General features: G+C 35.6%; 26 protein-coding genes. 19 read left to right on the top strand and 7 right to left on the bottom strand.

Features of this window, described 5'->3' with window-relative positions; translation table 11 throughout:
* The first annotated feature begins 29 nt into the window (after window positions 1-29).
* The 18 genes from AXK38_05610 to AXK38_05695 all read left to right on the top strand — a co-directional run bounded on the left by AXK38_05610 (window position 30) and on the right by AXK38_05695 (window position 17033).
* A complete protein-coding gene (locus tag AXK38_05610) occupies window positions 30-1607 on the top strand; it encodes a histidine kinase (GenBank protein ID AMH89643.1) in 1578 nt (525 codons plus the stop codon).
* A complete protein-coding gene (locus tag AXK38_05615) occupies window positions 1588-2184 on the top strand; it encodes a two-component system response regulator (GenBank protein AMH88747.1) in 597 nt (198 codons plus the stop codon). Before AXK38_05610 ends, AXK38_05615 begins: the two co-directional genes overlap by 20 nt.
* Window positions 2185-2553: 369 nt before the next feature.
* The gene (locus AXK38_05620) at window positions 2554-2832 is read left to right on the top strand and encodes a hypothetical protein (protein AMH89644.1); all 279 of its coding nucleotides are present in this window, start codon (window positions 2554-2556) and stop codon (window positions 2830-2832) included.
* Window positions 2833-2889: 57 nt separating this feature from the next.
* Window positions 2890-4056, top strand: a complete 1167-nt coding sequence (locus AXK38_05625; protein AMH88748.1) for a molecular chaperone Tir — start codon at window positions 2890-2892, stop codon at window positions 4054-4056.
* A 14-nt stretch (window positions 4057-4070) separates the two neighbouring features.
* The gene (locus AXK38_05630) at window positions 4071-5483 is read left to right on the top strand and encodes a hypothetical protein (GenBank protein AMH88749.1); all 1413 of its coding nucleotides are present in this window, start codon (window positions 4071-4073) and stop codon (window positions 5481-5483) included.
* Window positions 5483-6103 (top strand): molecular chaperone Tir, encoded by a 621-nt coding sequence (locus AXK38_05635; protein AMH88750.1) that lies wholly within the window; start codon window positions 5483-5485, stop codon window positions 6101-6103. The genes AXK38_05630 and AXK38_05635 overlap by 1 nt, the downstream gene beginning before the upstream one ends.
* Window positions 6104-6478: 375 nt before the next feature.
* Window positions 6479-6835: a hypothetical protein gene (locus AXK38_05640; protein AMH88751.1), complete on the top strand. Its 357-nt coding sequence runs from the start codon at window positions 6479-6481 to the stop codon at window positions 6833-6835.
* A 4-nt stretch (window positions 6836-6839) separates the two neighbouring features.
* Entirely contained in the window at window positions 6840-7205 is a 366-nt protein-coding gene (locus AXK38_05645; protein ID AMH88752.1) for a hypothetical protein, read from the top strand.
* Complete coding sequence (locus AXK38_05650) at window positions 7192-9021, top strand: relaxase (GenBank protein ID AMH88753.1); 1830 nt, start codon at window positions 7192-7194, stop codon at window positions 9019-9021. The genes AXK38_05645 and AXK38_05650 overlap by 14 nt, the downstream gene beginning before the upstream one ends.
* 103 nt (window positions 9022-9124) lie before the next feature.
* Window positions 9125-9352: a DNA-binding protein gene (locus AXK38_05655; protein ID AMH88754.1), complete on the top strand. Its 228-nt coding sequence runs from the start codon at window positions 9125-9127 to the stop codon at window positions 9350-9352.
* Between the two features lie 266 nt (window positions 9353-9618).
* The gene (locus AXK38_05660; GenBank protein AMH88755.1) at window positions 9619-9852 is read left to right on the top strand and encodes a DNA-binding protein; all 234 of its coding nucleotides are present in this window, start codon (window positions 9619-9621) and stop codon (window positions 9850-9852) included.
* A gap of 84 nt (window positions 9853-9936) precedes the next feature.
* On the top strand, window positions 9937-11445 hold the full coding sequence (locus AXK38_05665) for an integrase (GenBank protein AMH88756.1): 1509 nt from the start codon (window positions 9937-9939) through the stop codon (window positions 11443-11445).
* Window positions 11446-11526: 81 nt separating this feature from the next.
* Window positions 11527-12378 (top strand): ribosome biogenesis GTPase YlqF, encoded by an 852-nt coding sequence (gene rbgA, locus AXK38_05670; protein ID AMH88757.1) that lies wholly within the window; start codon window positions 11527-11529, stop codon window positions 12376-12378.
* Window positions 12365-13144, top strand: a complete 780-nt coding sequence (locus AXK38_05675) for a ribonuclease HII (protein ID AMH88758.1) — start codon at window positions 12365-12367, stop codon at window positions 13142-13144. Before rbgA ends, AXK38_05675 begins: the two co-directional genes overlap by 14 nt.
* 16 nt (window positions 13145-13160) lie before the next feature.
* On the top strand, window positions 13161-14711 hold the full coding sequence (locus tag AXK38_05680; protein ID AMH88759.1) for a ClC family H(+)/Cl(-) exchange transporter: 1551 nt from the start codon (window positions 13161-13163) through the stop codon (window positions 14709-14711).
* Between the two features lie 88 nt (window positions 14712-14799).
* Window positions 14800-15237, top strand: coding sequence for a hypothetical protein (locus tag AXK38_05685; GenBank protein AMH88760.1), 438 nt, complete (start codon window positions 14800-14802; stop codon window positions 15235-15237).
* Window positions 15238-15541: 304 nt separating this feature from the next.
* Window positions 15542-16612: a recombinase XerS gene (xerS, locus tag AXK38_05690; GenBank protein AMH88761.1), complete on the top strand. Its 1071-nt coding sequence runs from the start codon at window positions 15542-15544 to the stop codon at window positions 16610-16612.
* 220 nt (window positions 16613-16832) lie between these two features.
* Complete coding sequence (locus tag AXK38_05695; protein ID AMH88762.1) at window positions 16833-17033, top strand: integrase; 201 nt, start codon at window positions 16833-16835, stop codon at window positions 17031-17033.
* A 127-nt stretch (window positions 17034-17160) separates the two neighbouring features.
* On the opposite strand, the gene AXK38_05700 is transcribed toward AXK38_05695, so the two are convergent.
* Complete coding sequence (locus AXK38_05700; protein ID AMH88763.1) at window positions 17161-18465, bottom strand: enolase; 1305 nt, start codon at window positions 18463-18465, stop codon at window positions 17161-17163.
* A gap of 163 nt (window positions 18466-18628) precedes the next feature.
* Here AXK38_05700 and AXK38_05705 point away from each other — a divergent pair, with 163 nt between their 5' ends.
* On the top strand, window positions 18629-19075 hold the full coding sequence (locus AXK38_05705) for a hypothetical protein (GenBank protein ID AMH88764.1): 447 nt from the start codon (window positions 18629-18631) through the stop codon (window positions 19073-19075).
* Here the strand turns inward: AXK38_05705 and AXK38_05710 are convergent.
* The 6 genes from AXK38_05710 to AXK38_05735 are packed head-to-tail and all read right to left on the bottom strand — an operon-like array spanning window position 19072 to window position 26518.
* On the bottom strand, window positions 19072-20187 hold the full coding sequence (locus tag AXK38_05710) for a glycerate kinase (protein ID AMH88765.1): 1116 nt from the start codon (window positions 20185-20187) through the stop codon (window positions 19072-19074). The two genes, AXK38_05705 and AXK38_05710, sit on opposite strands and share 4 nt — an antisense overlap.
* 8 nt (window positions 20188-20195) lie before the next feature.
* A complete protein-coding gene (locus AXK38_05715; GenBank protein AMH88766.1) occupies window positions 20196-20840 on the bottom strand; it encodes a phosphoserine phosphatase in 645 nt (214 codons plus the stop codon).
* A gap of 58 nt (window positions 20841-20898) precedes the next feature.
* The gene (locus AXK38_05720; GenBank protein AMH88767.1) at window positions 20899-22332 is read right to left on the bottom strand and encodes a glycogen synthase; all 1434 of its coding nucleotides are present in this window, start codon (window positions 22330-22332) and stop codon (window positions 20899-20901) included.
* Entirely contained in the window at window positions 22329-23468 is a 1140-nt protein-coding gene (locus AXK38_05725; protein ID AMH88768.1) for a glucose-1-phosphate adenylyltransferase, read from the bottom strand. The genes AXK38_05720 and AXK38_05725 overlap by 4 nt, the downstream gene beginning before the upstream one ends.
* Window positions 23458-24600: a glucose-1-phosphate adenylyltransferase gene (gene glgC, locus AXK38_05730; GenBank protein AMH88769.1), complete on the bottom strand. Its 1143-nt coding sequence runs from the start codon at window positions 24598-24600 to the stop codon at window positions 23458-23460. The genes AXK38_05725 and glgC overlap by 11 nt, the downstream gene beginning before the upstream one ends.
* Window positions 24590-26518, bottom strand: coding sequence for a glycogen-branching enzyme (locus AXK38_05735; protein AMH88770.1), 1929 nt, complete (start codon window positions 26516-26518; stop codon window positions 24590-24592). The genes glgC and AXK38_05735 overlap by 11 nt, the downstream gene beginning before the upstream one ends.
* Window positions 26519-26593 lie beyond the last annotated feature (75 nt).

A 26593-nucleotide genomic window follows, 5' to 3' on the forward strand; every position in this document is an offset into this window, starting at 1 on the left:
TACTTATAAAATAGAGGGAGATGATTATGATGAAAAAAATTGTAAAAATCATTTCTAATCATTCATTATGGTTGTGGCAATTAACTTTGCTGAATCACTTGATTTTGATGTTCTACATATACTATAGAGTTCCTATTTATTATGCAAGTGGTCTCACGCAAAAGTTCTCCTTAATACTTGTGATTTTGTTGATTGTGTCCAGCTATGTTTGCAACTTTACTACCTTTCGACATAGTGAATTAAAATTATGGACTATCTTTTTGCTAGCTTTGGTCAGTTGGCAAGCCATATTTCAACAAGGAACAAGTAACACTTTGTTGCATTTTTTTGACATACTGAATCCAATTAATTCATTTTTATTGGTTTATAGTTCTCTTTCGATAATTTTACTAGGTGAGAAGATTGGGGAAGAATTGATGAATGTTTCACTAGCTTTAACCATCATTACCACTTTTTCTTACTTTATCCATTTTCCATTGTTTCTATTCTTATCGCTTTTCACAACCTTTTTCCTTACATTTGTTCCTTTAATTTTATTACTCTTTTATCAAATAGAGTTGCGAAAAGTGCTAACTTATCAAAAACGAAATGTCATGATTTTGTCGGTTGTCTTACCTATTTCCTATATTGTATCGTATGTTAATACAACAGGAGCGAGTGTTCTGAATTTGTTTTGGTATGTTGAGGTATTATCTATCCTAACTTTTTTACATTTCAAGACGATATTTACGTCCTTTAAAAAGAAGATTGATGAATTAAAATTTTCTTATTTAAAGGCTTTTACACGCTTAATTTTCCTAATAGGAGTATTATTACTATTTTCGTTTATAGGTTTTCAACTTGATTTGAATATAAGTTTTTTAATTTTAAATATAGTTCTGCTTATTATGGCTATTGTTGCCGAAGAATGTATTCGATTGTTTCACGTATCTGATATGAGAAATGCGAAAGATTATCTGGAAATTCTATTTTTGAAGAGAAATAGAATGGTTAATCATCTTCTTTCTAATGAGTTTGTAGAACAGCAATTTTCAGAATTTCTTCATAATGAAATTTTACAAAGTGTAATGGCTGTTAAGAATTTCAATGTTTATAGTCAAAATGAGATGTTTGGGAATCAAATAAATCTTGTTACTGAAGAACTGGTGCAACGAATCAGAGAACGAATGGATTATTACCAGCCTATGAGTGAAGTAGATGAGCCTCTATCAAAAAAATATCAGGCTCTTATCGAAAGGATTGAGAAAAGATATAATAAAGAAAGTTCAGTAGTGGTATATTTTCCACCTAAATTTTCTTTAATGACACCCTATGATAAAATTGTCTATCGTTTTGTTGAGGAGTTAATTACTAATGCGGTTAAATATTCACAAGAAGGAGAGATTTCTTTAGAAATCGAGATAAAACAGGATGTTATTTTTATAGTTTCTGAAAATAAATCGATTTCTACCAAAGAACATTCTCTGGGATATGGCTTGAAAAATATGGCAAATAAATTAAGTATTTTAGGTGGTAAAATGGATACTTTAAATGAGAATGATATTTTTCGTATTGTTATTGAACTACCAATTGATAAGGAGCTATGTTATGAAAATTTTGTTGATTGATGATCATAAATTGTTTAGTCAGAGTATTAAACTGATTTTGGAATTATCAGAGGATATTGAAAGGGTAGATTTGATGGATGATTTTTCTTCTGTCTTGGATTTTCCTTATGATGACTATGACATTATTCTGATTGACATAAACTTGACTAGTTTGTATCAGGAGGATGGGCTATCTTTAGCTCAAACGATTATTAAAAATGGATGTTCTGCTAAAATTGTTATCTTAACTGGATATAGTAAAAAAATGTATGAGTATCGTGCTAAGATAATGGGTTCCTGGGGATTTTTGGATAAGAGTATTGCTCCAGTGGAGTTACTTCAAAACTTGATAGAAATTTATCAGGGTAGAAAGATTTTTTCAGATGAAATAGTGGTAGATGTTTTAACTTCACGTGAAATAGAAATATTAGAATTAGTTCGAAATGGTCTAAGTATAGATAATATTTGTGAAAAGGTTTATGTGAGTAAGCGAACGGTTTCGAATCATCTTGCAAATATCTTTTCAAAATTAGGAGTATCCAGTAGACAGGAAGCTATTCATGTCGCGGAACAGTTAGGTTACTTTTCTCCCGAATAATTGATAAGTTATTGTCCTATTGAATAGAAATCTTTAATCAAATTTGAGTGAGGATGGCTGCGAAAGAAATTACTCTTACTCTTAAAAAAGAGCATTATGTTCTAATAGTGAACAATCTCTTTGAAAACATACGACAGTTGGAACAATAAGGCATCTTTAAGTGCATTTAAATTTATCAATGAAATTGAACTTACGTATATGATTCAATGGATGTTAAGACTTCAGCAACAGATATTCTTCAAGACTTACTGTTTGGCGAGTGGAGTCAGGTAGAGAAAGAGATGTTGAGGGGCGGAGGAAGAAAAATTGAGAAAATTTTAATCAGTCATGTTTTATGTTAATATCAAATAGAAAGAATCGGTGAAAACTATGGAATTAAGAGCAATATTAGGCAAAGAATTTGAGGGGATTGTTATAGAGTTTCAAAACAGAGGAATAATATTTGAAGATCAATTTAAAATATTGACTTCAATGTTTTGTAAGAAATATTCAACGGAGTTCTGTGAATTATTGGAAAAGGAAACAGGATTGAACGTGTGGTATGGTTATCAGGTTCCTTATTTTTTCTATTACGATAGTGAAAGGTACGATAATAAAACGGCTTCTCTTGTTGCAGAAGAGTACCAAATTAAAAAAGGGAATTTGTAATAATTTCCGTAGAGGAGTTATAAAACAGTAAATATTTATTATGAGGTTGCAGATTATATGGGCAAAGTAATGAGACAATATAATGAATTTTATATAAAATTGCAAAAAGAGTTTAAACTGGCTCATAATATGACCATAGAAGCTATGCCAGCAAAATTTTCCAACAAAGATTATGTTAAAAAATTTATTTATATGTTTCCTGATAAAATTTCTAGACTGATAATAGAAAGAAACTATTGGTATGGTAAACGTATTATTAAAAAAAATTTAGTTAAAATTCAGAGTAAAAGGAGGTCTTTAGAAACTAATGATTTTATTCTTGAAACATCTAAATATATAAGAAGACGAGTAAGAAAAAATATTTTGAGTATTGAAGAGAGAAAAACTCAGGCAGATGAGATTCGAAAAAAATCTTTAGCAAAATTAAAGCTGCAAACTATAAAAAGAAAAAAATCATTAGATTATATCCAAGAAATAAATCCCTCTTATCTGGAACATTATCGCAAAAGATTTTTTAAAACACATGATTTACATGAAAGATTAGAAATCATTAGAGAACTTTCGAAGTATGATTCAAAGGAAGTTCATAATTTTTTCTATGCAATAAATGGTCATGTAAGAAATCAATCGCTAAAAAAAGAAGTTCAGTCGTACTTTCAAAGTTTATCTCTACCGTTTAGATTGAGTAGAAAAAAGAAAGGAAAAACAAATTTTATTGATAATGAAATAGTAACAAATAGGAAAGGACCAGAAGAGTTGAAGAAGAGGTTATACATTGATGATCTAGAAAAGATAAAAAAATTTGATATCTTTCTTTCACATAACTCTAAAGATGAAGAAAAAATTATAACCTTTTATAAAAAACTAAACAAAAATGGCCAAGTCGTATATATTGACTGGGTTAATGATAAATACGATCTGAAACGAGAATGGTGTAATACTTCAACAGTCGATATTATCAAAGAGCGTATAAAACAATCGGATGTATTTGTTTTGTACTTTTCAAGTAAGACACTTAATTCTCAGTGGTGTGCTTGGGAATTGGGATATGCAGATGCAATTGGAAAGAAAATATGTATCTATTTTTCAGAAAAAATAGATAGAACAATTATTCCAAAGTTCTACTTTAAATATCCAAAATTACTTTTTTCTGAAGATTTTATGGTTAAAAATCATGGACAGTCAGATATTCCATTTACTAAATGGAAAGAGAATAAAAAATAATAGAAGGATTCAAGATGAGGAAAGAGCAATTTATTAAAAAATTTACGAAAGCTGTTCAAGATAGCAATGCGGCTGTTTTTGCTGGCGCAGGAACATCAGTTGACGCAGGATTTGTTAACTGGAAAAAGCTCGTAAAACCATTTGCGGATGAGATTGATTTAGATATTGATAAAGAGTCAGATTTAGTGGGATTGACTCAATATTATATCAATTCTAAAATGGGAAATCGAGGTTCTGTAAATCAGGAAATAGTTTATCAATTTTCTAGTCAAGAAGCAGAAACAAAAGTAACGAATTTACTAACACGACTACCCATTTCTACATATTGGACGACAAACTATGATAACGTAATTGAAAACGGTTTAAAGAAAAACAATCGTAGAGGAGATATAAAGAGAAAGATAGATGATTTAGCAATTAGTATTCGTGATAGCGATGCCATTGTTTATAAGATGCATGGTGATGTAGATTCGCCTAATGATGCAGTTATTTCAAAAGATGATTATGAAAGATATAGTGATAAAAACTCTTTATTTGTAACAGCTTTACGAGGTGACTTAGTTTCTAAAACATTTTTATTTGTAGGTTTTGGTTTTGAAGATCCTAATTTAGAATCTATTCTGGGGAAGGTAAATGTCTTGCTGGGAGATAATAAGAGAGAACATTATTGTATTCAAAAACAAGTGTTAGAGAGAGACTATGACGCAGACATCGAAGGATATAATTACGCTAAAATAAAACAAGATTTAAAAATCAAAGATTTACAGAGATATGGAATTGAGACCGTTCTAGTAGATGATTATTCTGAAATATCTGACTTGATACAAAAAATTGAGGAGGAGTACTTAAAAAATACAATCTTCATTTCAGGTAGTATATCAGATTATAATGAGAATTGGAGTGAAGAAAAGGTAAATCAATACTGCTATGATTTATCTAGTTTTCTTATTTCAAAAGATTATAAAATAATATCAGGGTTTGGACTGGGGATAGGAAGCAGTGTTATTAACGGTGCGCTGGATCAAATTTATAAAACTAAATATAGACATGTGGATGAACACCTTGGTTTGTTTCCTTTTCCACAAAATGCCAATGGAGAGAAATCGTTAAAAGAACGTTGGACCGAGAACCGTGAACAAATGATTAGTGAGTCAGGGGTGTGTATATTTATATTTGGTAACAAGCTAGTTGATGGTAAGGTAGAACTTGCTTCAGGCATGATGGAGGAATTTCAAATAGCTAAAGAAAAAGGAAAGATAATCATTCCGATTGCCTCTACTGGATTTGCTGCAAAAGAAATTTTTGATGAGATGAAACAATCAGGAGAATATAGTTATTTAGATAATTACTGGGAAACTTTAGAGACTGAAAAGGATTTCACTAAAGTTTTTTCCATGATTGATAAAATTGTCAATGAGGTACGATAATGGCAACCAAAATATTTATTTCGTTCCGTTTTAGTGATGGAAAAGAGATTAAAGATGAACTAGTTGATTTATTTGATGAATCTACTGAGGTAATTAATAGATCAGAAGATGTTGATAGAAGTCAAATGAGTGAGAACATTATTCAGGAATATCTATATGAGAAGTTAAAAGATACATCGGTTACAATTGTATTATTGACTCCAGAGGCTGTTTCTTATAGAAAGAATTGGCTTGGAAATTATGATGATTGGCTTTATGATGAACTAAGGTATTCTTTAGAGGATAGAAAAAATAACAGAACAAATGGTGTGATAGCTGTTTATACTGATGAAGCTAAAGATAAGGTACTAGATGATAGTACTCATTATTGTCAACATTGTCAGCAGACTAAGTCGTGTAGGTCTTTGAAATATTTTGATAATTTAGCTAGAAAGAACATGCTAAATATTAAGTCGGCTTATAAGAAAAATCCATGTAATGATCTTTATGATGATGAGCACGATTCTTATATTTCTTTAGTAAGTTTGAGCGATTTCAAAGAAAATTATAGTCAATATATACAGAATGCCAAAGACAAAAGAGAACGATTAGATGAGTTCAATATAGCTAAGAGGATGTAATAAACAATCCTTGTAGATAATTCTGCTATTGAGATAAGTTCAACTTTTTAAGAGCCGAAAGGCTCTTTTTTCATCCTCTCATTCTCCTGTGATAACTTTTCCAAATTCCCTCTGATATACTTTTTTCAACTTTAAAAAATCCAACTAAGATTTTTCTCTGGGGGTTTGGGGGCAGAGTCACCAAGTTATCTTATCGTTAGCTGTCAAAACTGGAAGGTTTTAGTCAGCTGGCGATATGATTTTTGGGATATTGTGGACACAATATCTGAGCTCGCAAAGCCTTACAAAAATGTTGAATCTATTTTGAAAAACGTACTGACAGTGTCTGTAAGCTTACATTGTCAGTACAAGTATCTATGAGGGAGGAAAAGCCATATGAAAAGAGATATACGTAGTATTCGGAAACAATTTCGCTTAACAGAAACGGAGGAAAAACAAATACTAGATTTAATGAGAGAGAAAGGAGAGGATAATTTTTCTGATTTTCTCCGTAAAAGCTTACTATTGTATGATGGACAAAAACAGATGGAAAAATGGTTCAGTCTTTGGAAACAGCAAAAGTTGGAACAAATTTGTCGCGATGTTCATGAAGTTTTGATCATTTCTAAAAGTGATCATCAGGTTACTCAAGAGCATGTTTCTATTTTGTTAACTTGTATTCAGGAATTAATTAAAGAGGTAGAAAATACAAGTCCTCTTAGTGAAGATTTTCGTAACAAATACATGAGGTAGTAGAGTGGAGCACCGATATAGAACAAATTTAAAAAAAGTCTTTCTATCTGATTTAGAATTAGTCAAATTGAATGAAAATATCTCAAAAAGTAACTGCTTATCATTCTCAGAATATGCTAGACGAACTCTACTAGATCCTGGTATGAATTTTATCACCATTGATACAAATAGTTATCAAGATTTGATTTTTGAATTAAAACGAATCGGAAATAATATTAATCAAATAGCCAGAAGCATAAATTATTCGAACTTAATAACGGAAGTTGAATTAGATGAATTGAGAAAAGGTATAGAAGAGTTAATAGTAGAAGTGGAGAAAGATTTTCTTATCCAATCTGAAAAATTGAGGAAATTTTATGGTCATCACTAAACACTTTGCGATACATGGAAAAAATTATCGTTGTAAATTAATTAAATATATTTTGAATCCAAGTAAAACAAAAAACCTAACACTAGTTTCAGATTTTGGTATGAGAAATTATTTAGATTTTCCAAGTTATAAAGAACTAGTGAAGATGTACAATGATAATTTTTTAAGCAATGATACTCTTTATGAATTTCGTCATGATAGGCAAGAAGCAAATCAAAGAAAAATTCATTCTCATCATATCATTCAGTCCTTTTCTCCAGATGACCATCTTACTCCAGAACAAATCAATCGGATTGGTTATGAGACAGTTAAGGAGTTAACAGGAGGTAGATTCCGTTTTATCGTAGCAACTCATGTTGATAAAGATCATATCCACAATCACATCATCCTAAATTCAATTGATAAGAATTCTGATAAAAAGTTTCTATGGGATTATAAAGCAGAACGTAATCTAAGAATGGTTTCAGATCGTCTTTCAAAAATTGTAGGCGCAAAAATTATAGAAAATCGTTATTCACATCATCAGTATGAAGTTTATCGCAAAACAAATTACAAATATGAAATAAAACAACGAGTATATTTTCTAATCGAGAACTCGAAAAATTTTGAAGATTTCAAGAAAAAAGCAAAAGCTTTACATTTAAAAATTGATTTTAGACACAAGCATGTTACTTTTTTTATGACTGATTCAAATATGAAACAAGTCGTACGTGATAGTAAATTGAGTAGAAAACAACCTTATAATGAAACTTACTTTAAGAAAAAGTTTGTTCAAAGGGAAATCATAAACATCTTAGAATTTTTACTTCCGAAAATGAAGAATATGAATGAATTGATTCAACGAGCAGAATTTTTTGGCTTAAAAATAATTCCGAAAGCAAAACATGTTCTATTTGAATTTGATGGGATTAAGCTTTCAGAGCAGGAATTGGTAAAAACGAATCAGTATAATGTTAGTTATTTTCAAGACATTTTTAATAACAAAAATGAAACTGTTGTCTTAGATAATAAAAATTTAGTTGAACTTTACAATGAAGAAAAGTTAATTAAAGAAAAAAAGTTGCCGATAGAAGATGTGGTATGGAAATCATATCAAGATTTCAAGAGGAATAGGGATGCTGTTCATGAGTTTGAAGTAGAGTTGAATCTTAATCAAGTAGAAGAAGTAGTAGACGATGGAATTTACATTAAGGTGCAGTTTGGTATCCGCCAAGAAGGACTTATTTTTGTACCAAATATTCAAATCAATATTGAAGAAGAAAAAGTTAAAGTATTTATCAAAGAAACCAGTTCTTACTATATATATCATAAAGACTCAGCAGAAAAAAATCGCTTTATGAAAGGTAAAACTTTGATTAGACAATTCAATCTTCAGTATGAACCGCAGTATATGTATAGAAGAATTTCTCTTAGCAAAATTAAAGAAAAAATAGAACAATTAGATTTTCTTATATCTTCAGAAACTAGTTCGAATACTTTTGAAGACATAACAAAAGATTTCATTGACCAAATATCATATCTAGAGAATATGATTCAACAAGTTCAAGATAAAATTGATAATTTGTCTAATTTAGAGGAGATATTGTTGAATGATATGGAAAATGGTTCAGGAAATTTAGAAGATAATATTAATGTCAAAATATCAGTGGACACAATAGAGAAAGATTTGTTCATTTATAAAGGAAGGCTTGAAAAACTGAAGGAACAACATAGAGAGGCTGAAATTACATTTGAGATGTTTAATCGTACGATAAAGAACTACAAGAAAACAAAAAATACGAAATCTAGCAAGGAAAAAGAGCTACATATAGAGTAAACAATTTCCTAAAAAGTATGTATAAAAGACTTTCGTGTGCCAATTTGTCACATTTCATAAAATAAGAAAGTAACTATACTATACTTATTTTAGGAGACATTGGATGTTGAAAAGGATTAGAGATTTACGCGAGGATGATGATTTGACACAAGAATATGTTGCAAAAACAATCTTAAATTGTACAAGATCAGCGTATTCTAAAATGGAATCAGGTACCAGGTTAATCTCTATAGATGACCTTATCAAACTTGCAGATTTTTATAATGTAAGTTTAGATTACCTTGTAGGTCGAGTGGATAATAAAGAAGACCATTACTCCAAAAAGTATTAGGTTAAGAAAGCACATTGACAATTGAATAGTCCAAAATGGTACTTTCCTCATTTGTGGAGCAGTTTTGAATGGCTCGCCATGATAAGAGCGATATTAAAACCATCAATAAAATAGAGCGATACTTTATATGCCATGATACAAATGATATACAATGATACTTCTGACCGTTCAGGCTGCCACCGTAAAAGAGCAGCAAGTGAAATTCTTATGATGACTTCATCAGTCATGCCATGGAGGAGAAAATATTTTTTAGGAAGGATGATGACATGAATATAAAATATATATCTGTCGAAAATTCCATTGCAGAATGGGCCGATAAAAAAGGAATTCTAAAAAGATGGGATGGTTTAAATCAATATACATTGAACAGATGGATTAAAGAAATGCGAGAAAATAGAACATTTTCCATGTATGTAATTAACCCAACCCATAAACTTGTTTTCATTAATCTAGAAGGATTTGAAAGTTTCTTAAGATGGAAGCAAAAGCGGACAAAATAAGGAAGTCATGGTATAATATAGGGTAGTTATTTATTCTATACAACAATGATTTATTTCTTTTTAAGAGTTAAGAGGAATTAAATTATGTATTATGTAACTAAAACAAATTCAAAAGGGCAACCCTTATATCAAGTGGTTGAAAAGTACAAAGATCCACTAACAGGAAAGTGGAAATCAGTAACTGTAAGTTACACTAGGAATACTAGTAGGGCGAGGAAACAAGCTGAAAGAGAGGTTCTTGATAAGATAGATAGACTAACTACTTCATTTGAAAGTCAGTTTAGCCCTGAACTGATTACAACATTTGGAGAGTTAAAAGAAAATTGGTTTCAGACTTGGTGTGTCTCTGTTAAACCACAAACAATTCAGAGAGAACTACTGGTGATGAAGCGTCTTGGGAAAATTATAGGAGATGATTTTTTATTAGACAGGATTACTCCACTTCTGATGAAAAAAAGTCTCAATAAATATTTAGAAATATATGATGCATCACCTTCAACAATGACTCATATAAAAAGTACTTGTAATAAGATTTTTAATCATGGTGTGTTATATAATGTCATTAAGTTCTCTCCTATGACTGCGGTAAAACTAGATATTTCACTAGAGAAAAGGCGTAAAGCAAAAGAAAGACATGATTCTAAATTTCTAGAAATCCATGAATTACACGCATTTTTTGATGTATTAAGCCAATGCAGAAATGCAAACTATTATGATCTTGCTATAGTATTGTTGCTTACAGGTATTCGAATTAGTGAAGCTGCTTTTTTACCATCAGATATTGATTTTGAAAAAGGAATCTTGCATATTGATAAGGCACTTCAATATCATTGTTTAAAAGTTGAACAATTTCACTTTGATACAACTAAAACACTCAATTCAATTAGAGAAGTAGCTTTGCCTGAAGCTGCAAGCGAAGCTATTAAAAGGACAATACAGAGAAATAAAGAGTTTGATGCTTATATGGAGAAACATCCCTGTCCTGCTTTTACACATTCTGAAAGTGTATTTAGAACAGAATACGGCTCTCCAATAACATCAAGCACTTTTCGTCAAATTTTGAAACGAATAGAAGGAAAATTATTGACAAATTGTTTAAGTGACTATGGTTTTAAGTGGGTAAAACATGTTACTCCCCATTCGTTTAGGCATATGCATATTAGTTACCTTCAAAGTAATGAGATGCACATAGCAGTGAAAGATATTATGACTAGAGTAGGACACGCTAACTTTGAGACAACAATGGGCTATACACATAATATAAATCGTTCACAAGAAAATACTGTAAAAGCCTTAAATCAATTTGTAGAAAATCACAATTTCCATTTTGAAGAATTGAAAAGTTATACCTGTAAATATTCCAGAATGATTGAAAAATTCATTGAAACTAGTGATAATAGCAATAAAGTAGAATTAAGTGTTGATGAGTTCAAAGACTTGTTACATCTTAGTCCACGTTACTCACCTAAAAATATTGTTTCAAATTTACTATTAAAAATCAAAAAAGATATTGTCAAATACCATCCACAGTTTGATATAAAGATTGTGAAATCAAGTGAGAATCAAATCAGAGGTTTTTCCATTGCATGGTAGTTTTGGTGTTCGCTTGGTGTTTAGACAATAGTAAAATAAAATAGGGGCTCTAAACCCTTGCTACGAAAGGAAAAAAACTCAATGGCTACTATTCAATGGTTTCCTGGTCACATGTCTAAAGCGCGTCGACAGGTGCAGGAGAATTTAAAATTTGTTGATTTTGTGACGATTTTGGTGGATGCACGCTTACCTTTGTCTAGTCAAAATCCTATGTTGACCAAGATTGTTGGTGATAAACCAAAACTCTTGATTTTAAACAAGGCCGACTTGGCCGATCCAGCAATGACCAAGGAATGGCGTCAGTATTTTGAATCACAAGGAATCCAGACGTTGGCTATCAACTCCAAAGAGCAAGTGACTGTAAAAGTCGTAACAGATGCTGCTAAAAAGCTCATGGCTGATAAGATTGCTCGCCAGAAAGAACGTGGGATTAAGATTGAAACCTTGCGAACCATGATTATCGGGATTCCAAATGCTGGTAAATCAACTCTCATGAACCGTTTAGCTGGTAAGAAAATTGCCGTTGTCGGCAATAAACCAGGGGTTACCAAGGGACAACAATGGCTCAAAACAAATAAAGACCTGGAAATCTTGGATACACCGGGGATTCTTTGGCCTAAGTTTGAGGATGAAACTGTTGCGCTTAAGTTGGCCTTGACTGGAGCTATTAAAGACCAGTTGCTTCCTATGGATGAGGTAACTATTTTTGGTCTCAATTATTTCAAAGAACATTATCCAGAAAAGCTGGCTGAACGCTTTAAACAAATGAAAATTGAAGAAGAAGCTCCTGTTATTATTATGGATATGACCCGCGCCCTCGGTTTCAGAGACGACTATGACCGTTTCTACAGTCTCTTCGTGAAGGAAGTCCGTGATGGTAAACTCGGTAACTATACCTTAGATACATTGGAAGACCTAGATGGCGACGATTAAAGAAATCAAAGAACTCCTTGCTACAGTCAAGGAGTTAGAAAGCCCTGTTTTTTTAGAACTTGAAAAGGATAGTCGCTCTGGAGTTCAAAAGGAAATCAGCAAGCGTAAAAAAGCCATTCAAGCTGAATTGGATGAGGATCTTCGTTTGGAAGCTATGCTTTCCTACGAAAAAGAACTGTATAAGCAAGGATTGACCTTGATAGCAGGTGTTGATGAGGTCGGCCGTGGTCCTCTTGCTGGACCTGTAGTCGCTGCAGCCGTTATTTTACCTAAAAATTGTAAGATTAAAGGCCTCAACGACAGCAAGAAAATTCCTAAAAAGAAACATCTGGAAATTTTCCAAGCCGTTCAAAACCAAGCCCTGTCAATCGGCATTGGTATCATGGATAATCAAGTCATCGACCAAGTCAATATCTATGAAGCAACCAAACTAGCTATGAAGGAAGCAATCTCCCAGCTCAGGTCTCAACCAGAGCACCTTTTGATAGATGCCATGAAGTTGGAATTACCAATTTCACAAACCTCCATCATCAAAGGTGATGCTAATTCTCTTTCAATTGCAGCAGCTTCCATAGTAGCCAAGGTGACACGTGATGAATTGATGAATGACTACGATCAGCAGTTCCCTGGCTATGATTTTGCTTCTAATGCAGGATATGGAACAGCTAAACACCTAGAAGGACTGAAAAAACTAGGAGTTACCCCAATTCACCGAACCAGCTTTGAACCCGTTAAATCACTGGTTTCAGGTAAAAAAGAAAGTTAAGTTAGAAGGAATGATTATGGAGGAACAGTCAAAAACACTCAGTTCCAAGAAAGAATTTGCCTTTGCCTCGAGCACCATATTATCCCAAGTTGGACGAGGCATCATTGTCGGTCTTGTCATTGGGATAATCGTCGGATCCTTTCGTTTCTTAATTGAAAAAGGCTTCCACCTGATACAAGGACTTTATCAAGAACAAGCGCACCTAGTGCGCAATCTTTTTCTACTGGTTTTGTTTTATGTACTCATCTGTTGGCTCAGTGCTAAACTGACACGTTCAGAAAAAGATATCAAAGGCTCAGGAATTCCTCAAGTCGAAGCCGAACTGAAAGGCCTCATGACCCTCAACTGGTGGGGCGTACTTTGGAAAAAATATATTCTAGGAATTCTTGCTATTGCAAGTGGACTTATGCTGGGGCGTGAAGGACCAAGTATTCAACTTGGAGCAGTTGGTGGAAAAGGTATTGCCAAGTGGCTCAAATCTAGTCCGGTAGAGGAACGCTCCCTGATTGCTAGTGGTGCAGCCGCTGGTCTAGCTGCAGCCTTTAACGCTCCAATAGCAGGTCTCCTCTTTGTTGTAGAAGAAGTCTATCATCATTTTTCGCGCTTTTTCTGGGTTTCCACTCTAGCAGCTAGTCTCGTAGCAAACTTTGTTTCTTTACTCATATTTGGCCTAACACCCGTACTGGATATGCCAGACAATATCCCACTCATGACCTTAGATCAGTATTGGATTTACTTAGTTATGGGGATTTTTCTAGGACTTTCCGGTTTTCTCTATGAGAAAGCTGTACTTAATGTTGGAAGAGTTTATGATTGGCTTGGTCAAAAAATGCGTTTGGATAGAGCTTATTATCCAATTCTGGCTTTCATTCTCATCATACCAGTGGGAATTTTCTTACCACAAATCCTTGGTGGTGGAAATCAGGTTGTCCTTTCCCTAACTGAGCAAGATTTTAGTTTCCAAGTTCTATTGGCTTACTTTTTTATTCGTTTTGTTTGGAGCATGATTAGTTATGGAAGTGGTCTTCCAGGAGGAATTTTCCTACCAATTTTAGCGCTTGGTTCCTTACTCGGTGCCCTAGTTGGTCTTATTTGCGTCAATCTTGGACTTGTCAGTCAGGAGCAATTCCCTATATTTGTCATTCTGGGAATGAGTGGCTATTTTGGAGCAATATCCAAGGCTCCCTTAACTGCTATGATTCTCGTAACTGAGATGGTAGGAGATATTCGCAACCTCATGCCACTTGGATTAGTAACCTTGGTCGCCTACATCATCATGGATTTGCTCAAGGGTGCACCAGTCTATGAGGCCATGCTTGAAAAAATGCTGCCTGAAGAAGCAACAGATGAAGGAGAAGTCACCCTCATTGAAATTCCTGTATCAGACAAAATCGCTGGAAAACAGGTTCATGAACTCAACCTACCACACAATGTTCTCATCACAACCCAAGTCCATAACGGCAAGAGACAAACAGTTAACGGCTCAACCAGAATGTATCTCGGTGATATGATTCATCTGGTTATTCCAAAAAGTGAAATTGGGAAAGTCAAAGATTTGTTATTGTAGATCAAAAATATTATTACATAACTTTTATTATGTAATAAATGTATCAAGAATATTTTGTTGATTTTGATAAGGGAGGACATACATCATAATGAAAATACTAGATGTTCTATATGAGTTTTATGGTGATTTTGAATTCATTAAAGAAAAGTGGAATGAAAAATACGAAGGTATTCTTATCAAAATAAAGGATGAGCAAGGATATAAAAGATGCCGCTTAGCAAAAAGAACACCGAAAAAAGAAGGATATTTTACAGTTTTTTGGAAAAAAGACAAAAATAACATGAATATTCCTTATACCAATGAAGATTTGGGAACTGAACTTGTTATCGTTGTCATCGATAATGATAAAAAGGGGCTATTTATTATTCCAAACGAAGTTGCTATTCGTAAGAAAATTCTCTCGACAAAAAACAGCAAAGGAAAAATGTCCATGCGATTTTATCCGCCTTGGTGCGCAAATTTAAATACAACGGCTCAATCAACACAAAAATGGCAATTGAAATTTTTTAGAGAAATTGAATTATAAGAATAATTTTTTCTAATTTGAATGGGAAAACGTTAAAAATTTTTTAATGGATTCATATATACAAAAAAGACTTGGTTTTTAATTAACATAAAATCAGGTCTTTTTAGTCTAATGACCTATTTCTAGTAGTATTTATAAAGTATGAAATTGACTATTTTCTTAATGAAAAAAATTTCCAGTTATTACACAGTCTTTTTTATCACTTAAAAAACTCCTATAACATCTTTCCGAAAAACTATAATTTTCTTGAAAAATATATAAGTCTATGCTATACTACTAGTAGACTTAATTATGGAGAAAATACATGAAACGTGAGATTTTACTGGAACGAATCGATAAATTAAAACAAATCATGCCCTGGTATGTTTTGGAATACTACCAATCTAAGCTTGCTGTTCCCTACAGTTTTACAACCTTGTACGAATACCTCAAGGAATACGATCGATTTTTCAGCTGGGTTTTGAAGTCTGGAATTTCAAACGCCGATAAAATATCTGATATCCCTTTATCGATCTTAGAAAATATGTCAAAAAAAGACATGGAATCCTTTATCCTTTATTTGCGAGAACGTCCTTTGCTGAATGCCAATACAACCAAGCAAGGTGTTTCGCAAACAACCATCAATCGGACCTTATCAGCACTTTCTAGTCTTTACAAGTATTTGACCGAGGAGGTTGAAAACGACCAGGGCGAACCTTATTTCTATCGAAATGTAATGAAGAAAGTTTCAACCAAGAAAAAGAAAGAAACACTTGCTGCCAGAGCTGAAAACATCAAGCAAAAACTTTTTCTAGGTGATGAAACAGAAGGTTTTCTGACTTATATCGACCAGGAGTACCCACAACAGCTCTCAAATCGTGCTCTATCATCGTTCAATAAAAATAAGGAACGTGATTTAGCCATTATTGCCCTTCTCTTGGCGTCAGGTGTTCGCCTATCTGAAGCTGTTAATCTAGATCTAAGAGATCTCAATCTCAAAATGATGGTTATTGATGTCACTCGAAAAGGTGGTAAACGTGACTCGGTCAATGTCGCAGCCTTTGCTAAGCCTTATTTAGAAAACTATCTCTCAATAAGAAGTCAGCGTTATCAGACTGAAAAAACAGATACAGCACTTTTTTTGACTCTATATCGTGGAATTCCAAATCGAATTGATGCTTCTAGTGTTGAAAAAATGGTCGCTAAGTATTCTGAAAACTTTAAAGTACGTGTCACTCCCCACAAACTCCGCCATACCCTAGCAACTAGGCTCTATGATGCAACTAAATCGCAAGTTTTGGTTAGCCACCAGCTAGGACACGCCAGTACGCAAGTCACTGACCTCTATACTCATATCGTCAATGATGAACAAAAGAATGCTCTGGACAGTTTATAAACTACATAAAATAAATTATGTAATAAAATAGAAAGGGATTCAATAAACTATTAATTTTATTTGATCATATCAAATAAAATTGCTAACAGAGTAAACAGCTTTAAAGAATATGAAATAAAATTTATGTGGCCACTAGCTTGCCTTTCTTTGTAGTATCCTGGATATGCAAATCACTTATAATTGGTATTCATCTTAAAAGAAGAGGATCCCACAAAAATAAATCAAATTGAGCACCTATAAAAACATACTGCCTGCGATGGCCAATATTTTAGCAGAAAATAAAATTCCTTTAAAAACAATCATGGACAGGGTTGGTCATTCTGATTCTGAAGTCACTACTTCGATCTACACCCATGTCACAAAGAACATGAAAGACGAAGCGATCACTGTACTGGACAAAGTGATGAAAAATATTTTTTAAAAAAGTTATGCCCCCTGAACAGAAAAAAAGCCCTTCGGATAAAATCCGAAGGGCTAGAAACGTTGTTAAATCAACGGCCGAACTTTTGAATTTCAAGGTTCGGGATAAAATAGTTCATTGAACTATTTTATTTTTTAAGGTTGTAGAATGATTTCAATCCACGGTATTCAGCTACTTCACCAAGTTGGTCTTCAATGCGAAGCAATTGGTTGTATTTAGCGATACGGTCTGTACGTGAAAGTGAACCAGTTTTGATTTGTCCTGCGTTTGTTGCAACTGCGATGTCAGCGATTGTTGAATCTTCAGTTTCACCTGAACGGTGTGATACAACGGCAGTGTAACCAGCTTCTTTAGCCATTTCGATAGCTTCAAAAGTTTCAGTAAGAGTACCGATTTGGTTAACTTTGATAAGGATTGAGTTAGCAGCACCTTCTTGGATACCACGTGCAAGGTAGTCAGTGTTTGTTACGAAGAAGTCGTCACCAACAAGTTGTACTTTCTTACCAAGACGTTCAGTAAGAGCTTTCCAACCATCCCAGTCGTTTTCATCCATACCATCTTCGATAGTGATGATTGGGTATTTGTTAACCAATTCTTCAAGGTAGTCGATTTGTTCTGCAGATGTACGAACAGCAGCGCCTTCACCTTCAAATTTAGTGTAATCGTAAACTTTACGTTCTTTATCGTAGAATTCTGATGAAGCACAGTCAAATCCGATAAATACGTCTTTACCTGGAACATATCCAGCAGCTTCAATCGCAGCAAGGATAGTTTCAACACCATCTTCAGTTCCTTCGAAACGAGGAGCGAATCCACCTTCGTCACCTACGGCAGTTTCCAAACCACGTGATTTAAGGATTTTCTTAAGAGCATGGAAGATTTCAGCACCGTAACGAAGAGCTTCTTTGAATGTTGGAGCACCAACTGGCAAGATCATGAACTCTTGGAAAGCGATTGGAGCGTCAGAGTGAGAACCACCGTTGATGATGTTCATCATTGGAGTTGGAAGAACTTTAGTGTTGAATCCACCAAGGTAGCTGTAAAGTGGGATTTCAAGGTAGTCAGCAGCAGCACGAGCTACAGCGATAGACACACCAAGGATTGCGTTTGCACCCAATTTACCTTTGTTAGGAGTACCGTCAAGTGCGATCATAGCACGGTCGATAGCTTGTTGGTCACGTACATCGTAACCGATGATAGCTTCAGCAATGATGTTGTTTACATTGTCAACAGCTTTTTGTGTACCAAGACCACCGTAACGAGATTTGTCACCGTCGCGAAGTTCAACTGCTTCGTGTTCACCAGTAGAAGCTCCTGATGGAACCATACCACGTCCGAAAGCACCTGATTCAGTGTAAACTTCTACTTCAAGTGTTGGGTTACCGCGTGAGTCTAGGACTTCGCGAGCGTAAACATCAGTAATAATTGACATTTTTTACTCTCCTTATGAGTTAAATTTTTTACACCTCTATAATACCTTAAAAACCCTCCTTTTTCAAGAAAAAACGTTATCTTTGTGCAAATTTTCCTTAACTTTATTAAGCAACCGCTTTCTTTTATATGTTTTCTTTTTATTTTTATGATATACTATTTTCATGACAGATTTATCAAAACAATTACTTGAAAAAGCTCATGGTGGGCCAAAATTAAATCCGGATGAGCAAAGACGCTATCTTGGTACCTTTGAGGAAAGAGTTCTTGGATATGCAGATATTGACACAGCAAATAGCCCTCAGCTAGAAAAAGGATTTTTATCTATCTTAGAAAAACTTCAAGAAAAGGCTGAGCCACTATTTGTGAAGATTTCACCAACTATCGAATTTGACAAGCAAGTTTTCTATTTGAAGGAAGCCAAAGAAACCGATAGTCAAGCTACCATTGTATCTGAAGAGCATACTTCTTCTCCTTTTGGCCTGATTATTCACACCAATGCACCAGTTCAAGTAGAAGAAAAGAACCTTCGACTTGCTTTTGCAAAATTTTGGGAAGTTAAAAAGGAAGAACCAACCAAAACATCCATCTGGAAGAAATGGTTTGGCTAAATCTTAGGCATCTTTAATAAATGTCCAATATTTGCAGCCGCGTGCTCCAAATAGAGACTGGCATTTTTCAAACTATCTTCTAGAGGTTCACTTTTCTCCAAAATAGAAAAGGCAGCTTGGATATTTTCAAATGGTAGGGAAGGTAAATCTTCAGCGAGACTGCCACAAATAGCCATAATAGGAACTCCAACAGGGGTTCTTTTTGCTACTCCTATAGGGGCTTTCCCAGCAAAGCTTTGACAATCTAGTCTTCCTTCACCAACGATAACCAAGTCAGCATCTGCAACTTTCTTATCAAAATCAATCAAATCTAAACAGGTGTCAATTCCAGATACGATACTTGCTTGAGCAAAGGCACACAAACCGCCAGCAATGCCTCCACCAGCTCCTGCTCCTTTCAGTTCTAATGTTGCAGGGGAGACTTTTACATAAAAATCTTGGATTGCCTGATCTACATCCTCAAACATAGTATGATCTAGGCCTTTTTGTTTGCCAAACGTGTAGGTAGCACCTTGATATCCACATAAGGGACTCACGACATCTACTAGAATACGAATGTGAACATCTTCAGGAATTTCATAGCAATTTTCTGTTGAAACAGAAGATAAGTTTAGTAAGGTCTGACCGCAAGCAGGTAAGACATTTCCATCCCTATCATAAAATCGATAACCTAAACCAGCAGCAATACCTAAACCACCGTCATTACTAGCCGTACCACCAACTCCGATATAGATATCTTTAATCCCTTGATCGATGAGGTGGCGAATCAACTCTCCAATACCACGAGTTTGGATTTGAAGTGGATTTCGTTTCTCTAGCGGAATCTTTCCAAGGCCAACTAAATCAGCAACTTCAAATAGCGCCAGTTCCCCTTTTTGAAAATAGCGCATGGCTTCTTTTTGTCCAAAAGGCCCTGTAACTTGAATCCTTTTTTCTTCCATGTCAAGAGAATGTAGGATAGCATCTACAGTACCTTCTCCCCCATCACCAACAGGGCAGAGGAGACAGTCTACATCTGCTAGCGATTGTTGGAACCCTCTCTTAATAGCTTCAGCAACCTGCTCTGCAGTCAAGCTTTCCTTAAACGAATCTGGTGCAATTACAATCTTCATATTTTCCCTCATTCTAAAAAGTCAGTCAAAAGAAGAATTTCTAACAAATCCCTCTTGTCAACATGATGTGGTATTTCTTTTTTCAGAACTTCTTTGGCACAAAAGGCGATTCCTAGTCCCGCAGACTTCAACATTAATAAATCATTTGCTCCATCACCGATTGCAACCGTTCTTTCTCTAGGAAGTTGCAGTTCCTTTCTCCATTTTTCCAGAGTTGCTTGTTTGACTTCAGGGCTTATAATTGCTCCAACTAATTCCCCTGTTAGAAAACCGTCTTTGACTTCAAGTTGGTTGGCAGAGAAATAGGTAATGCCAAGGGATTTAGCTAATCTCTCAACTATTGGACTAAATCCACCAGAAACCAGACCAACTAGGATGGCATTCTTTTGGAGAATAGAAACGAATTTCTGAGCATTTGGCGATAGATGAATAGAGTTGAAGACTTTCTCAAATACCGAAACAGGAAGACCTGCCAACAAGGACACTCTTTTTCGTAAACTGCTTTCAAAGTCTAACTCTCCTCGCATTGCCCAACTTGTAATCTGCGAAATTTCCTCCTCACGACCTACCTCTCTTCCCAACAAATCAATCACTTCTTCTAGGATTAAGGTTCCATCAACATCCATAACACACAAGCCTTTTACTTGAGACATCAGTTCTCCTCTCTAAATAGCCCAAAAATCGTATGAAGTCATCATACGATTTTATCTATTAATTAACTAAACTATGGTACAAGTCAAGGTATGACTTGCAGGCTGTATCCCATGAGAAATCACACTCCATAGCTTGTTTTTGTAGTTTTTTCCAAACGTCAGGATGGTTTCTATACAAGTCCAATGCTGTTTGGAAAGTCCAATTTAACCAATAAGGAGATAGATTGTCAAAGCTAAAGCCCGTTCCGCTTCCTTCGATTGGATTAAAGGCTTGAACGGTATCTCGCAAGCCCCCAACTTCATGGACCAATGGCAAGGTTCCATAACGCATCGCCATCATTTGAGACAAGCCACATGGTTCAAAACGACTTGGCATGAGGAAGAGGTCGCAAGCAGCGTAGATTTCTTGAGCAAGTTTGACATCAAAAGTGATATTTGCTGATAGCTTGTCAGGATAAATCTGAGCAAACCATGAGAAAGCTCCTTCAAAGGCTGGATCTCCAGTTCCCAAAAGCACAATCTGAACATCATTTTGCAAGATATGGTGAAGACTTTCCACCACGACATCAAAACCTTTTTGACGTGTCAAACGAGAAACAATTCCCACCAGTGGAACGTCAGCTCTAACTGGCAAGCCAACTTTTTCTTGCAATTTTGCTTTGTTTTGGGCTTTCCCAGACAAATCGTCCTGATTGAAATGATAATCTAAAAGAGCATCCGTCTGAGGATTATACAGGTCAGCATCAATCCCGTTCACGATACCAGATACCTTGCCAGATTCCATTCGAAGAATCTGATCCAAGTTACATCCGAACTGACTAGTCATAATTTCATGAGCATAACTAGGCGAAACTGTTGAAACACGGTCCGCATAGAGGATACCAGCCTTCATCCAGTTCAGACAGTTATTCCAGCGAAGGGTGCCATCAGCGTAACGTTCAAAGCAAACTCCAAACAAATCACCCAACATTCCTTCTGAAAATTGTCCTTGAAATTCCAAATTATGAATGGTTAAAACAGTTTTAATGCCTTGATAGGCTTGAATCCAACGGTATTTTTCCTTTAACAAGAAAGGAATCATAGCTGTATGGTAGTCATGAACATGGAGAAGGTCAGGAATGAAGTCAATTCTTTCCATAGCCTCAATGGCAGCCAGTTGGAAAAAGGCAAAGCGTTCTCCGTCATCAAAATCACCGTAAACATGGCCACGGAAGAAATAATACTGGTTGTCAATAAAGTAGAAGGTGACACCGTTTAAGACTGTTTTCTTAATCCCACAGTACTGTCTGCGCCAACCAACACTCACCTCAAAATGAAGAACATCTTCCATCTGATTTCCAAATTTAGCCTCTACCATGTCATAGTAGGGTAAAATCACTGCAACTTCGTGCCCAGCTTTTACCAGTGATTTGGGAAGAGCGCCAATAACGTCTCCCAACCCCCCTGTTTTTGAAAAGGGTGCACCCTCTGCTGCTACAAATAAAATTTTCATGAATGAATATCCTCTGTTACTTTGCTACCTTTCTTAACGACAACTGGATGTTCTGAAGTCCCTCGAATCACAACACCAGGCTCAACTTCAACACCCTTATCCAAGATAGCGTATTCGACCTGAGCACCTTCTCCAATAACAACACGAGGGAAGAGTAGGCTATCTTTAACCAGGCTATCCTTATGGACATGAATATTACGTGATAGAACGGAATTAGCCACTTGACCTTCAATGATACTACCAGAGGCAAACTGAGAAGTACTTACCTTAGATGTATTAGCATAGTAAGTTGGCTCTTCGTTTTTGACCTTTGTATAAATCTTTTGATTTGGTGAGAAGAGAGAGTAGAATTTTTGAGATTCAAGCATATCTTTGTTAGCTTGATAATACGACTCTACAGAGTGAATGTTTGCTAGGTATCCTGTGTATTCGTAGGCAAAAGCTCCTTCTTTTGCAGCCAAATCCCGTAAAACATAGCGCAATTTCTCTGGATGTTCTTTCTTAGCTTCTTCTTCCAAACGTTCAATCAACCAAGGTGTATCAACTACAAAGATATCTGTAGACATATTATAAACTTCATCTGTAGATTTGCTATCAAAGAGTTTATGAGAACGAACATGGTCTGTTTCATCCACTTCCAAGATTGCATTGACTTCTGAAATGTCTTTCTTAGGAAGTTTTTTATAAACAACTGTAATAGGTCCCTTCGTTGTGTTATGAAGGTGGAACACTTGGTTCAAATCAATATTAATTAAGACATCACAGTTGAGTGATACTGTTTGGTTTGACCCAGAGCGTTTCAAATAAGTAAGAAGCTGATGGTAGTATTCTTTTCCAACGGTACTACTTTCCACACGGGTATTGTAAATACCTAGATAATAGTGGCTAAGAAGGGTTGACAAGCCCCACTCACGCCCAGAACGGATATGGTCAAAGACGGAACTGATATTGTCTTGTTGGAAAATACCAAAGATACTACGGACACCTGCATTAGCAAGACTTGAAAGTGGGAAGTCGATTAAACGATATTTACCTCCAAATGGCAAGCTAGCTACTGGACGGTGGTCTGTCAGTGTTGACATATCATGAAAACCAACTGTGTTTCCTAAAATGGCAGAATATTTATCAATCTTCATCTGTTGCTACCCCCACTACTTCATCATATCCTACGACTTGTACTTCTTCTGTTCCATCAATTTCGACACCGTCAGAAATAACTGCACCTTCACCAATAATGGCACGTTTAATTTTAGCTCCCTGACCAACAATTGCACCACTCATGATAACTGAATCTACTACTTCTGCCCCTTCTCGAACTTGCGCCCCTGTTGAAAGGATAGAATGTTTAACAGTTCCATCAACAAAGCATCCATCTACAACTAAGGAGTCTTCCACATGAGCATTGGCACCAAGGAAGTTTGGTGGTGAAATCAAGTTTCTTGAATAAATCTTCCATTGACGGTTACGACTATCCAAGGCATTTTCTGGAGAAATATATTCCATATTAGCTTCCCAAAGTGACTCAATAGTACCAACGTCTTTCCAGTAACCATTAAATTCATAAGCATAGACACTTTCACCAGACTCAAGGTAATTTGGAATGACATTCTTACCAAAGTCTGACATATCGACATTGCTCTTTTCAGCAGCAACAAGCATATTGCGAAGACGTTGCCAATCAAAGATGTAAATACCCATAGAAGCTTTGGTAGATTTAGGTTGAGCTGGTTTTTCTTCAAATTCAACAATGCGGTTATTTGCATCTGTATTCATGATACCAAAACGGCTTGCTTCTTTAAGAGGGACATCTAGAACTGCTACTGTCAAACTGGCATTATTATCCTTGTGAGACTGGAGCATATCATCATAGTCCATTTTGTAGATGTGGTCTCCAGACAGAATCAAAACATACTCAGGATTTACACTGTCGATATAGTCGATATTTTGGTAAATAGCATGACTAGTCCCTTCAAACCAACGATTTCCTTCACTTGCTGAATACGGTTGAAGAATAGAGACACCAGAATTGATACCGTCTAATCCCCAGCTTGAACCATTCCCGATATGGTTGTTGAGAGCAAGTGGTTGGTACTGTGTAATGACTCCAACATTGTGAATCCCTGAGTTGGCACAATTTGAGAGAGCAAAGTCAATGATACGGTAGCGCCCACCAAATTGCACAGCTGGTTTTGCGATGCTTTGAGTGAGTTTACCGAGACGAGTTCCTTGCCCACCAGCAAGAATCAAAGCTAACATTTCATTCTTCATTTTCTACTCCTTTTTGGTTTTTACTTGTGACAGTTTTATCAGATTTCAAGCGACGTTTGATTTTCCATACACTTGCTCCCATAGCAGGTAGGGTAAAGGTCAGGGTCTGCTCATAATCTTTCCATAGTCCTTCTTGCGTTTGAACAGTTTGATTATGTTCTTTCCAGACACCGCCCCACTCTTCTAACTCAGTATTCCAGACTTCTTCGTAAATCCCTGCAACAGGAAGTCCGATTGTAAAATCTTTTCGTTCAACTGGTGCCATATTAAAGACACAGACTAACATGTCGTCCTTCTTCCCCTTACGGATGAAGGAAAGAACACTCTGATCTCTATTATCTGCATCTATAATTTCAATACCATCATAGCTGGTATCGATTTCCCACAGACAGCGATGGTCTTTGTAGAATTGATTAAGCTGAGAAGTGAAATACTTCATCTTAGCATTCATTGGGTCCTCTAGGTTAGACCATTCCAACTGTTCTTCAGATTTCCATTCTAGGAATTGACCGTATTCGCTACCCATGAAGAGCAATTTCTTACCCGGGTGACAAATTTGATAAGTGTAAAGATTGCGCAAGCCTGCGAATTGATTGTAACGATCTCCCCACATCTTATGCATCATACTCTTCTTACCATGAACCACTTCGTCATGTGAGAATGGTAGAAGATAATTCTCCTTGAAGACATACATAAAGCTGAAAGTCACCAGGTTAAAGTCGTATTTACGATAAATCGGATCTTCTTCATAGAAACGGAGAATATCATTCATCCAGCCCATATTCCACTTATAATCAAACCCAAGACCATCTGAATCCTTGGTGTCAGTAATCTGAGTAGCTGATGAACTTTCTTCGGCAATCATCATCACATCTGGATGAGCTTGTTTAATGACATCATTCAAACGTTGAAGGAAATAATAGCCCTCGTAGTTGAGATTTCCGCCATCTTTATTAGGCGTCCATGGTGCATCATCATAATCAAGATAGAGCATATTGCTAACTGCATCCACGCGAATACCGTCCAAATGGTAAAAGTCAATCCAAAACTTGATACTAGAAATCAAGAAGGACTGGACTTCATTTTTTCCAAGGTCAAAATTGAGAGCACCCCAACCGTAGTTATGAGCCTTATTATGGTCTTGGTATTCAAAAGTCGGAGTCCCATCATAATAAGCCAAGGCATCATCATTAATGGTGAAGTGACCAGGCACCCAGTCCACAATAACGCCTATATTGTTTAAATGGCATTCCTCAACAAAATCTTGAAACTCTTCAGGACGACCATAGGCATGCTCTAAAGCAAAGTACCCCATAAGCTGGTAACCCCAACTCAAACCTAGTGGGTGAGACATCAGGGGCATAAACTCAATGTGAGTATAGTTCATCTCAACCAAGTAAGGAATCAGCTCATCCTTCAGTTGAGCAAAACTATAAGGACTTCCATCTAGATTTCTCTTCCAAGAGCCAGCATGAACCTCGTAAATATTGACGGGACGCTCTTCAAAACTCAAGCGTTTTCTACGGGCTAGCCAGAGGCCATCCTTCCATTTCTTTTCTGGAATATCTGTTAAAATAGCACCAGTCCCAGGTCGTGCCTCATACCGTACAGCCAAAGGGTCAATCTTCATCAGCTGATGACCATTTGCACGTGTGATATGATACTTGTAAATTTGGCCTTCATGAGCAAGGCTGGTAAAGACTTCCCAGACCCCAAATTCATTTCGTTCCATTAGGATTTGATTTTCAACCCAATTGGTGAAATCCCCTACCAAGTGAACAGCCTGAGCATTAGGTGCCCACACACGGAAAGTATAGCCATACTCACCATCTTTTTCTTCCCTATGCGCTCCCAGATAATGCTGGAGGTGAAAATTTTCACCTGCTATAAAGGTTTCTAAAGCTTTTTTCTTATTCATACACCCTCCTATTTCTGTAAGCGTTTTCTATAGATTTATTATACTACCTTTTTAGGGAAGATTCAAGTAAATTAC

This window comes from Streptococcus mitis, assembly GCA_001560895.1.
Classification (GTDB): Bacteria; Bacillota; Bacilli; order Lactobacillales; family Streptococcaceae; genus Streptococcus; species Streptococcus mitis_Q.